The 12,223-nt window shown below is 37.7% G+C and carries 6 protein-coding genes; 4 read left to right on the top strand and 2 right to left on the bottom strand.

Annotated features, from left to right (window positions below):
* Positions 1–12: 12 nt before the first annotated feature.
* Positions 13–3,114, bottom strand: a complete 3,102-nt coding sequence (locus H1R81_RS09555; protein ID WP_229251110.1) for a TonB-dependent receptor — start codon at positions 3,112–3,114, stop codon at positions 13–15.
* Positions 3,115–4,038: 924 nt separating this feature from the next.
* Between H1R81_RS09555 and H1R81_RS09550 the strand changes: the two genes are divergently transcribed.
* Positions 4,039–6,483 (top strand): exonuclease domain-containing protein, encoded by a 2,445-nt coding sequence (locus tag H1R81_RS09550; protein ID WP_181840480.1) that lies wholly within the window; start codon positions 4,039–4,041, stop codon positions 6,481–6,483.
* Positions 6,484–6,511: 28 nt separating this feature from the next.
* Here H1R81_RS09550 and H1R81_RS09545 read toward each other — a convergent pair whose 3' ends face one another.
* The gene (locus H1R81_RS09545; protein WP_181840479.1) at positions 6,512–9,481 is read right to left on the bottom strand and encodes a 3-coathanger stack domain-containing protein; all 2,970 of its coding nucleotides are present in this window, start codon (positions 9,479–9,481) and stop codon (positions 6,512–6,514) included.
* 575 nt (positions 9,482–10,056) lie between these two features.
* On the opposite strand from H1R81_RS09545, the gene H1R81_RS09540 reads away from it, so the two are divergent.
* From H1R81_RS09540 to H1R81_RS09530, 3 genes are all read left to right on the top strand, one after another.
* Positions 10,057–10,668 (top strand): hypothetical protein, encoded by a 612-nt coding sequence (locus tag H1R81_RS09540; RefSeq protein WP_181840478.1) that lies wholly within the window; start codon positions 10,057–10,059, stop codon positions 10,666–10,668.
* A gap of 79 nt (positions 10,669–10,747) precedes the next feature.
* The gene (locus H1R81_RS09535) at positions 10,748–11,161 is read left to right on the top strand and encodes a hypothetical protein (protein WP_220275197.1); all 414 of its coding nucleotides are present in this window, start codon (positions 10,748–10,750) and stop codon (positions 11,159–11,161) included.
* Positions 11,162–11,292: 131 nt separating this feature from the next.
* A complete protein-coding gene (locus H1R81_RS09530; protein ID WP_181840476.1) occupies positions 11,293–12,150 on the top strand; it encodes an alpha/beta hydrolase in 858 nt (285 codons plus the stop codon).
* Positions 12,151–12,223: the final 73 nt, after the last annotated feature.

The following is a 12,223-nucleotide window of genomic DNA, read 5'->3' as shown; positions in this document are numbered from 1 at the left end:
TCTTTAAATTAATTAAAATGTAAGCTGTAAACCTGCCATGTAAACGGTTGGTTTCGGATAATTATGCCACATCATTCCCTGAGAGAATGCGCTGCTACCGTCACCTTGGTTAGTTGGTGTTACTTCTGGGTCTCCGATAATCTTATCAGTTAATAACAAGAAGAAGTTCTGTGCCGAAGCATACACTCTTAAGCGACTCAATTTCAGCTTATTCGTTACACTACTTGGAAAATTATATCCTAATAAAAGGTTTTTACCACGTAAGAAAGACCCATCTTTAATCCAGTGGCTATCAACGTTTGTTACATACCCAGCTCTTGTATCACGTATCTGGGCAATCATTGTATTCTGGTTAGTTGGTGTCCAGGCATTCAATACAGAAGTATAGCTATTGGCCAGTGCCTGACGGTCTTCGCTGGCATGCAGGTTCATCATCATTACATCATTTCCATAAGAATATTGCAATTCTAATGTCAGATCGAAATTATTATAACGCAAAGTATTGGTAAATGCACCCCAGGCTAACGGGCTACCATTTCCGATAATCGAACGGTCAGCGTCGGTAATTGCATTGTCTCCGTTTACATCAAGGTATTTAATATCTCCTGGAAGAATAGTCAAACCATTTCTGTAGCTGGTAAACTTAGCCGCTTGCTCTCTTTCTGCTTCACTCCATACACCGAGACGTGTTAAGCCCCAGAATGACCCTACAGGCTCACCTATACGAATGATGTTTGTCTGGTTAGTAAAGTTTGGACCACCTACCCCGAATATATCAGATGGTGTTGCCAGCGAAAGCACTTTGTTACGGTTCATTGAGATATTGAAATTACTTGTCCATTGGAAACCACCTCTTTCAATATTTACAGTATTGATTGCAAACTCAATACCTTTATTTTGCATTGAACCTACGTTTCTTCTGATTGTAGCATAGCCGCTTGTACGAGGTACAGGAGCATCTAACAACATATCAGTAGTTTTTCTGTAATAATAATCCGCTTCAATCGAGATTCTACCTTTGAATAAACCTAACTCAATACCCACATCGCTCTGGGCAGTTTTTTCCCATTTCAAATCAGGGTTAGCCAAACGGGTAATACCTGTACCTGATACTTTCACATCGTTAATTACAGTGGCATAATTAGAGCTCAAAAGTGATAATGATGAATATGGAGGAATTTCAGAGTTACCTGTCAAACCAAAACTCGCACGCACTTTCAGATTAGAGATAACAGAATTAGTTTTTAAGAAATCCTCGTCAGAAACTTTCCATGCTACTGCCGCCGATGGGAAGAAAGAGAATTTATGGTTTTCCCCGAACTTGGAAGACCCATCCGCACGGCCTGTAACAGTAAACAAATACTTATTCATTAAAGTATAGTTGATACGACCGAAATACGAGTTAAAGGCACTTCTATTAGCATCAGACTCAACTGTTGGCAGTGTACTACCTGCCCCTAAGTTATTGAACCCGAAATAATCAGTCGAAAAGCCACGGATACCCGCCATGATTCTGAAGAAATTTGTTTCTTGCCATGAAATACCAGCCAAGGCAGTTAATGAGTGATTTTCATTAATCTGCTTATTATAGGTCAGGTAATTTTCTAAAGACCAGAAGGCTTCTTTTCTGTTACGTGCAGAGGCTGTTCCTTGTGCACCAATCTCCAGTGTTCTGGTACTTGACTCATTTTGCTCCTGAGTCATTACATTAATACCCAATACAGTACGCATTTCTAAACCTTTAGCAAAAGTGATGTTTGAGTACAGGCTTCCGGTGGTAGTTTGTGTATTAAGGATATACTTACGACCCATCAGACGGTGTACAGAACTCATAGTACCTTCAGCAAACGGATAATCTCTATTGTTGGCATAAGTACCATCTTCGTATTTCACAGGTAAAAATGGGAAGTCCTCAACAATCTGTCTTGCCACGGCATCATTAATATCTGCCAATCTTTCGCTTTGATTGTTATAAGCTAAAGTACCCCCGATTTTTAACCACGATTTAACCTGATCATCAATACTGAAACGTGCTGAGTAACGTCTTAAATATGAAGTCTTTATTAACCCCTGGTCATCACGGTAACCTAACGAAAGTGCATATTGTGTGCGCTCGTTACCACCGTTAAATCCTAACTGATGATTTTGTGAAAGTTTGTTCTGGGTACTTTCTTTCAACCAGTCAGTATCATAGAGTGGATTTCCGTTAGCATCAAAAATTCTTGGATCAGTACGGCGCAATTTAGGGTTCAGATAAGCCCATTTACCTGCAGCCCAGCCAACCGGATCAAATTTTTCCATATTGGCCCATGCAAGATCTTCAGTGGCTAAATATTCCTTGGCATTTAATACTTCAGGTCTGTTTGGCCCGATAGTATTTACACTTAAATCTGTACTATAAGTTACCTGACTCTGCCCGGCTTTTCCTTTTTTTGTTGAAATCAGAATAACCCCGTTTGCTCCTCTGGCACCGTAGATAGCCGTAGATGAAGCGTCTTTCAAAACTTCAACTGATACAATATCATCAGGACTGATATAATCGATAGCCGAACTGAACTGTGCCTGGTTTCCTTGTGGCAACATTACACCGTCAACCACATATAATGGGTTATTTGAGGAATTAATTGAGCTAAACCCACGGATACGGATATTGGTTCTACCACCCGGACGACCCGAGTTGGTATTTACCTGAACACCCGCCATTCTGCCTGATAAAGCCTGGTTCAAAGAAGTAGAAGGACGTTCTTTCAATTGTGCTTCCCTTACTGAACCAACTGCTCCTGTCAAGTCAGATTTTTTCAATGTTCCATAACCAATTACAACGGTTTCATTCAATGTCATTGCCGAAGCAGTTAACCCCACGTTGACTTCTGACTGATTTCCAACTGCAACTTCTATTGTTTCATAGCCAATGTAAGAAAATACAAGTACTGCACCATTTGTTACACCAATTGTGTACATACCCTCGCCGTCTGTGATTACACCTTTGGTTGTTCCTTTTACTCCGATAGTTACTCCGGGCATTCCTGAGCCGTCACTGGCATCTGTCACCTTGCCTTTGACTTGTCGTTCTTGTGCGTAGATTACATGCAGGCTCATAAAAAGCATAAGCATGCTCAATAGGTACTTTTTTACCATAGTAGAATTGTTTTGTTGTTAATAAATACGAATTTGATTTAGGGAGACAAAGACATAGATCAGGGGTAGAAGTATCTATGCAATTGTAGATTTTGAAGTTGGAATGGATATGCACAGGCATTGGTTTAAGGCTTCTAAGTTGTGGGTTATAAAATCAGGCTGTAATAAAATATTCGTAAAGCAACACAAATCATGAGCAAAATGCAATATCATTTATTAAAAAAATTTTTAATAGTACGTTTTTTATTAAAAATTCTTAAAAAACAATGATTAAACGGTAGTATCTACTAAGAACTTGTTTCATCTTATACTTTAAAACTGAACTAAGGAAAAATGCTTGCCGCATAGCAACAAGCCTTTTTATTAACCTAATTTTATTCAAAGAATAAAAGTCCTATGAAAGAGGCTTGTTAAAAGTCACAAGCTTTTTCAGTTGAAAATTCTTGTTTCATGACTACACTAAACTTAATTAAATCTGTTTCTTGCCCTGAAGTTTAATTACTGGTTTCAAAAGTATATATGAAAAACAGACTGGTTGAGAAATATTATACCATTAGGGTCATATTGTCGATAATTCAGACAAAAATTTCAGATAAAATCTGTACAAAGCCATTAAAATTAAGTAATACTCAAGACTCAATCAGATATTTTTAAATAGAATTAATCAGGTATTGATTTACCGAATAATTAAATAAACAAAACAATAACTGAGAATGAAAAAAATAATATCTATGCCATAAAACGGACAATAATACTATTGGCTTATTCATAAATTTATTTGTTAAAATCAAAAAAAATCCTTTGATTTAATCTCCTTTTCTATCGGTATTCTCATACATATGTTTCACACACCATAAAATTATATGCTATCCTGACAGAAGCATATTAAAGAGAAAATTCATGGAAAAAATTCTATTCTATGATACCGAAACAACAGGGTTACTTCCTACTTCAGACCGTCAGACAGAAAGACTTGAACTCTATCCGTGGCTTCTTCAAATCTCTGCTATCTTATATACTGAAAATGGTAATGAGCTAAGGCATATTAACTACTATGTTGAACGTGGCGGTATTAAAATCAATAATTCAAATATACATGGCATTACTCCTGAATTATTAGAGAAAAAAGGCAAATCAATTGGTCATGTGCTCAACAGATTTAAAGAAATATGCTCTGAAGCTGATTTAATTGTTTGTCACAATTATGTCTTCGACTCCACTGTTATCCGGACGGAATTGAAAAGAAATAAAATTCCTGACTTTCTTTCTGTTAAACCTTCTTTTTGTACTATGACAGAGTGTAGTCGGCTTTCGCGGGGTGTTGGCTTACAGAATTTGCATTTTGACGTATTTGGTAAAAGATTTGATAACCATCATAATTCCTTGTATGATACACGAGCTACGGCTGATTGTTTCTTCGAAATGATTAAAAAGGGATGGCTTGAAAAAAAGAACGGCACTTATCATTTTAATAAGCAGGCAGATACATTTGAAAGTAAGCCTGAATTTAATCTCGACCGACATAATGACAAATTTTACAATGCCTTCTCTGTTATTAATGAAAGCCGGAAAAACATTTTTCTGACCGGAAAAGCAGGAACTGGGAAAACAACTTTTCTGAAATATCTAAGGCGAAAAACTTCAAAAACAAGTATTACTCTTGCATTTACAGGTGCTGCAGCTATTAATGCAGGTGGGCAAACCATCAATAGTTTTTTTCAGTTAGATTACAGGCCTTTTTTACCGGATGACCCATTTCTAAGTAAAGAAAAAATATACAGTACTCTGAAATACACTACCAATAAAAGAGAAATATTAAATAAATTAGAGGTAATTATTATAGATGAAGTATCAATGGTCAAAGCTGATACGATAGATGCAATTGACAAAATTCTTCGGGTGTATCGTAAGAGGGAAACACAGCCATTCGGAGGAGTCCAAATGATTTTTATAGGTGACTTATTTCAATTGCCTCCTATTACTGGTGCTGAGTGGAGTGTTGTTTCTGAATTCTATGATTCAAGCTATTTTTTCGATGCCAAAATTATTCACAAACTAATTGAAAACAACAATCTGGTTTGTATGGAGTTGGAAAAGGTTTATAGACAAACCGATGTAGAATTTATTGATATTCTTAATAGAATAAGAATAGGGAATCATACCATTGATGATTTGAACAGACTTAATCAGAACAGAATCGATGCTGGTAATCTTAATAATCTGTTATTTGAGAACTATATTGTTCTGACAACTACAAATGCCAAAGTCAATGCAATTAATCATAAAAAGCTATCAGAAATTGATAGTCCGGAAGTAATCTTTACGGGATTACCAGAAGGAGTGTTCCCGGAAGATTTGAAAATTGCTCCTCAACAATTAAAATTAAAAGTTGGTGCTCAGGTTATGTTGCTGAAAAATACAGGTCGAAACTACAATGGTAAAATTGGCAAAATTGTAACAATTCAGGATCTTTATATTGAAGTACTTTTTGAGGGAGAAAAAACACCAATGCCAGTAGATATGGTTATGTGGGAAAATATTAAATATACCTACAACAAAGAAAAATATATTATTGACCAGGAAGTAATCGGGACTTACATACAGTTTCCGCTGAAATTAGCCTGGGCAATTACTGTGCATAAAAGTCAGGGACTGACTTTCGATAAGGCAATATTAGATATAGCTGAATCTTTCTCTGTAGGACAAGTATATGTGGCTTTAAGCAGATGTACTTCCCTGAGCAATTTGAAACTAATAGGTGGATTATCAAATGAGGTAATACAAATTGACCCCACAGTAGTTACTTTCTCAAAGATACGAACGCCAGATAACAAGATTACCATATATTTGAATGAAGGCAAAACCGATAAACTGTACAGCACTTTCAAATCTCTCATGTTCGACCAGAGAATAGATGAGGTTTTCAATCTTCTTCAGAATGCTGTTTATTTCCAGAATGATATTTTCTCTTCAATCTTCATGTATTCTTTGCAGGAATATATAGACAAGCACAGAAATTACCAGCAATCAATCATTAATCTCTGTAAAACAGAGAATGAGGCCACAGATGAAGACAAAAGACATAATATTTGGGTAGATAAGCAATCTTTGCTGAAAAATGATTTTAACAAACTGGCGGGAGCCATTCTGCCTTTGTCAGAAAAACTAAAAAGCATAGCTGAAGGCATGAAAATTCTCAGAAAAGAAGACTTGATATTCTCTCTTGTAAAACCAAAAATTAATAGAAATCTGGACCTTTGTATTGATGCCTACAATGATAAACAAAAAGAATATGATGAAGTAGAAAAAGAGTTGGAAGCCTTAAAAAACAAATGGTTCAATTAGTTTTTCTGGTTCTTCATATTCTGAATCTTTACTGCCCGCACCCACCGATATAAGCCCTGAAAACACTTCCATTCTGAGCTTCGAAACCCGCTTGTAATGTAATAGAATTACCCGCATTCATGGTTACAACCGAAGAGGTCAAAACTCTGGAGACTGTATTATTCGGCGTTTGGATAACCGTAGCTGCATCATATTTACCTGCCTGTATATTACCAGATAAGGTCCGGTTATTAGGACAGGGAGCACCAGTCTCCTCAACCAGTATATTATCTAAAAATAGACGATTCCCATTTCCGCCTACGTCTTCAAAAACTATCTGCACTGCACGCCCCGCAAAGGCCGATAGGCTTACCGTCTCCTTTCGCCATTGATTACAATCTATAGGTGTAAATAAAGAAGTCTGATCCGGAACTGTCGCCAGAGCACTGCCTGCTTTATCATATACAAGTTGCTGGGTGCCATCACAGGCTATAATCCATACACGTAATCTATCAAATCTGGTGGCGTCGTAGCGGGCATAGGCAACATCAAAGGTAAGCGTGGCTACGTCCATATTTGTCATATCAATAATACGTCTCAATCGGTCTATCCGACCTGTATTATCAATAGCAAGGTTATTAATCATGGCCGCATTTGTATGACAAGTAGTATTAAGGGTAGTCCACGCTACAGCATCATTGTTCAGGTTCTCGTTTATCCAGTTCACTAAGTTAGATGTAAAATTTTCATTCACAGCCTCAGCGATCTGTTTATTCGAATCACTCGGGAATGCATCATAAATATCTGTCACGCCATCGTTATCAGTGTCTATTACTTTGATATGATTGAGCAAAGTACTCAATGCCTGCGGCGCATTGGTCGGCGAAGTTTGTCCTGCCTGATTCAAGGTACTTTCACCGTGGCAGGAGGTACAGGTTCTTACTTCGCCAGGTCTGGCACTTAGCCATAAGCGTTCACGCACAATTCCTTTATTGTTCTGATCAGTCAGCTGCCAGGTAATAGCACGCTTGGCAGGTACTACCATCGCTACTGAGCCGTCGGCATGGATATTGGCACTTCCTTGTGCCCCTGTAGTTGGTGGGTTATATAGTGTAGCTACAGGATCATGAAGAAACTGGGCAATACCTCGCCTCCCCGGCCTTGGAGAATTCATTCCGCCAATACCCCGGATCTGGTCTGATTGCAAAAATTGCAGATGCTTTACTTCATATAGCGGAGTTGGGTAAGCCTGCTTAACGGTCTGATGAGCAAAACCAGCTACTTTCAGATTAAAAGGTTGTTGCTCATCTGCATCATCACGACTTGTGACATCTCTGATAGCTAAAACAGCGAGATTATTCCGACGAAGGAATTTACGGAAATCATGGAGGTTTACTCCTGCGGCTGTAAAAAGTGCCTGCTCTGATGGAGCTACATGCTCTGGATTTGTAGTCGGATTATCCGGGCGAGGTCTTGCCCTTACCTCAACGGGATACGTTTCCCAAAGGACTCCATTAAATCTTACAGAATCATCCGGGCTCCACCACCATACATTTTTAGTAATTCCTGTGCCTGTTAAAGCTGTTGCATTCGCTACAAAATATCCGCTCGCTGTAGAATCCAACAAACGAATCCGGTAATCATAGCGACTGACCGGAGCATTTGTTGTTCCTATATTCTGGTCATATTTTGGCGAATGTGAGTGTGCTGCGATTAATTTCCCATCAGATAAAGGGATTGGGTTACGATACATGCCCGAATGATTGGGAGAAGGAGGGGTATTGTCGTCTGTGGATCTTGTAGCCGGATGTGTAACATACTGAAATGTAATTTGCTCAGGATGCCTGCCAGGAGGAGCATTAACTTTTACTACCATGCCCGACCCATGTGTACCAAACTCAGGCGCTTCTATGCCATAATAAATACCCGGATATACAGGTGATTCCTGAATGTGAAACATCCCCCTGATAGGCGTTGGACTAATGGGTGTGTAGAAATCGTGCAGATTAGGGTCGTTCGTGAAATTCTGTGTCATATAATTCCCCATTTCATGCCTGCCCAGATGATTAAGAATTTCTAATTCACTGCCATCTTCATTCATCATCCAGGGGTTAAATATATTAAAGTTCTGAGGATTGGTATTTGCCCATTGAGGCAATGCCAATAAATCGTCACGCCCCGGACGAGGTTCAGGAAAAATCTCTATATCAGTAGAATTACTATATTTAGTTGCCCCGGCAGTTTCATCAGAATAATTAAACGTATTATAAACAGGAGCTTCCGTATCAGCATCTGCCTGTTGGTCACGCTGCAAATGATCCCATCGGGTAAAAATCACACGTCCGGCACGGTCGATTATAGGTGTGAAATCTCCTGATGGTGAATGCGTAAGCATTTCCAGACCGTCGGTCATTGAACAAGCCTTCGGGTCAAGCCGCCAGATACCTGTAACAATGGCTGATGACTCGTATTCATCATGCTGAGGATACAAGTGAGCTGCCCCGTTGCGAGGACGATCTGATATGAAGAGAATACGGTCGTCTGTACCATAAATAGGTTGTACATTATTATAATTAGCCGGTTGATTCGGCACTTTAGTGATCACAGGGGTTTCGTTTTCGCCTAAACCTGTAATTTCATAAATCTGCCAGTAATAGCTATTTACCTGATAACGGGCTGTAGCAGAACCAATTACCATGCTGAATAAAGCTTTTGTACCATCCCAATGCACCGATGGGTCACGCACAGCTATTGATGTTGCGCCCTGAAAACCAGCTTGTCCAAATCCTGCTGCCTGAGTCAGGTTTTTTAAAGTTCCGTTAGGGTATCTGATATACAGGTCTCCTCCTCTTGGAGCTGAAGAAGTGCTTCCATGATGATTTCCGAAGGTTTCTAAAGAAGTAGCAAAGCCATCAGGCTCAGGAATCTGTGTACAGAAAATAATCGGATTAGGTAACGTTTGTGCTCTGAGAAGTAAAGAACAAATAAATAACAGGCTAATAGTAAAAATTCTTTTCATGGTCTATTATGATTGGATGCTTAGGAAAAATCATTATCAAAGTTTAGTGTTTTGAACGACAATATTTCAAAGCAGCAGGTATTTGTATGCGTTATTTTACTAAGCGGCAATCTGGGAGTAATGCCTTAAAGTTTCTGAGGACTTTATCAATTATCACGATAACACATAATCGGCAAAGCCAATGACTCAATAACTTATATCCTTATTTTGGTGGAAAAATCACATAAGTATATCGCATAGCCGGAGGACGTTTTTCATAGCTTGAATTTTCATCAAAGGAACAATACAGAAGAATAAAAATCAATCACGGTTTGCCGTGATTTTACATTATAATTATTCGTTTGTTATCATCTCTGCATTCTATACTGTGTATTTCAGGGGTACTGGATTCCTTCTCACTACCTGTTCGTATGGTAAAAGAGAAAAGGCCTTTTATTGGTAGTTGCTTAAAAGCCCAGAAAAAATAATATTGATTAATCGCCTTATGCACAAAATGTTAAATGTCCTTAAAATACCAGCAAGGCCATTCAGAGAAGTTGTATTATACTTAAGTTTGCCCCACAAAAAAATTTAAAATGAAACCTTTAGCATTTATACTACTCGCTATATTTACTCTTGACCTTTATGGACAACAATCTAAATTTGATGAACATAACTGGAAAGCTCCGTATGAGCTTCCGTCCCCAAAAGGGTGGGCTATTGAAAGATTTATTATACCCATTAGTTTTGCACCTCAAATTCCGTACAAAGGGGTTGAGGACATTCGCTTTACTCCGGGCTGGGGTAAAGCAACCAGTGATGAGTATTGGAGCTACGCGTTTTTGTGGTATCTGGATGGAGAAGTAAATATGAGCGCCACTACGCTGAATAATAACCTGAAGGCATATTATACAGGATTAGTCAAGACTAATGGCCGTAATATTCTGAAAATTAGCCCAGTTGTCACTTCATTTAAAGAAATAAAGAAAGATAACGGAGATATACAAACTTATGTAGGGAGTATTCAAATGACGGATTATATGAGTCAGATGCCTATAACGCTTAATTGTAAAGCACATATAAAGTCTTGCTCGGACAAGCATAAAACTTTTGTTTTTTACGAATTATCCCCTAAACCATTATCGCATAAAGTCTGGATAAGCCTTGATAAATTATGGTTTGACTTCAAATGTAATAAATCAAGATAAAGAATAATTACTATCTTTGATTTAGATTTTCTTTTTAAATACTTGAGCTATGGGCACAACCTTTATAAGGCTGGTACTGATGAGTAGCATACTTCTCTTCGCTATTTGCAGTATTAAGATGCATGAGTATTCCGGTAGCATAAATCATTGCTTTTCGGTATCAAAGCAAGTATCTGACACTACTTTTATACTTAAAATAGAAAATGAAAAAAGAATAGTTGATGCCGCCCTGCGAGCTAAATTAACTCATGAGCTAAAAGCGGTAGTTGCCAAATACAAGCTAAAAAAGCCCTACAAAATTGCTATGGGTTTTACGAAGGGAGCAAGAGATGTAGAAACTTTTCTTTTCGGAGAACAGATTTTTTACACTTTAGCCGAAAGTGGCTTTGCTATTACTGGCATCCCCCTTGATATGCCGGACGAAAAGCCAAACGCAATTCCTCAAATAAGAGTAATGAATAATATCATTTATATTATTCTTTCTAAAATGTAAAGAAAATGTCTTTATGAAGATTAAAGTTTTATAAAATATTCTTCAATTTAACATTCTGTTCTATAAAAAGATAAATTTGTTTAAGTAAGGCAACCTTGCTTAAATTGGCATCCTGAAAGTATTACCTGACTATGAAACCTCTGCAAATCTTTTTACTGTTTTTCTTTCCTATTATTAGCTTCGGACAAAACAATAACTCTCCAATCAATAGTAAACCATTTATATTAGGGCAAATTGATGAAATTCAGTCAGAGCAATTATCAGAAAAAAGAATACTCAATATATACATACCTGAAGGATATGGGCTGGATACCCTTGGTTATGATGTTGTGTATCTATTAGATGGTTCACAAGACGAAGACTTTATTCATATAGTAGGTCTTTACCAATTTAATACTTTTCTCTGGATAAACCGTGTTCCAAAATCTATTGTAGTCGGCATTGCTAATGTAGACCGCAGACGAGATTTCACGTATCCAACCACTATTACGAAAGATAAAGAAAAATTCAAAACTGCTGGTAATTCAGATAAATTTATTGCTTTTATTGAAAAAGAATTACAACCCTATATCGAAAAAAAGTTTAAAGTTAATAATAAAACCATTATTGGCCAGTCTCTGGGAGGCTTATTAGCCACTGAAATTTTATTAAAAAAACCTACTCTATTCAATCAATACATTATTATAAGCCCAAGTATATGGTGGAATAATGGTTCTTTACTAAACCTTGATTCTGTTGTTCTGCGAGAGAATTTTCTACAGCCAACCAAGGTGTATATTGGTGTGGGGAAAGAAGGACTTACTCCAACCGAAATCCCGAGAGTAATGGAAGTAGATGCAAATTTACTGGCTGAAAAGCTAAGAAAGACTAATAGTAAAAACCTAAAAGTTTATTTCGATTACCTCCCAGAAGAAGACCATGCCACTATTACACATCAGGCTGTTTTTAATGCTTTACGCTTGTTAAATCCAGTTTCAAATACTCATTAAATTATTTATGGGCATCACCGGCTATAACGAACAGGTGTATAAACAGGGAATGTTCTCCAGGGAATTATTCTCA

Origin of the sequence: Emticicia sp. BO119, assembly GCF_013912375.1 — a bacterium.
In the GTDB taxonomy this organism is placed as follows: Bacteria; Bacteroidota; Bacteroidia; order Cytophagales; family Spirosomataceae; genus Emticicia.
Note: the sequence above shows the minus strand (reverse complement) of the source record. Positions and strands in the feature narration are given on the sequence as shown.

Bases quoted from the DNA above. Each gene is read 5' to 3' on its own strand.
- H1R81_RS09555 (WP_229251110.1), bottom strand. From the start codon at position 3,114: ATGCTTATGCTTTTTATGAGCCTGCATGTAATCTACGCACAAGAACGA.
- H1R81_RS09550 (WP_181840480.1), top strand. From the start codon at position 4,039: ATGGAAAAAATTCTATTCTATGATACCGAAACAACAGGGTTACTTCCT.
- H1R81_RS09545 (WP_181840479.1), bottom strand. From the start codon at position 9,481: ATGAAAAGAATTTTTACTATTAGCCTGTTATTTATTTGTTCTTTACTT.
- H1R81_RS09540 (WP_181840478.1), top strand. From the start codon at position 10,057: ATGAAACCTTTAGCATTTATACTACTCGCTATATTTACTCTTGACCTT.
- H1R81_RS09535 (WP_220275197.1), top strand. From the start codon at position 10,748: ATGAGTAGCATACTTCTCTTCGCTATTTGCAGTATTAAGATGCATGAG.
- H1R81_RS09530 (WP_181840476.1), top strand. From the start codon at position 11,293: ATGAAACCTCTGCAAATCTTTTTACTGTTTTTCTTTCCTATTATTAGC.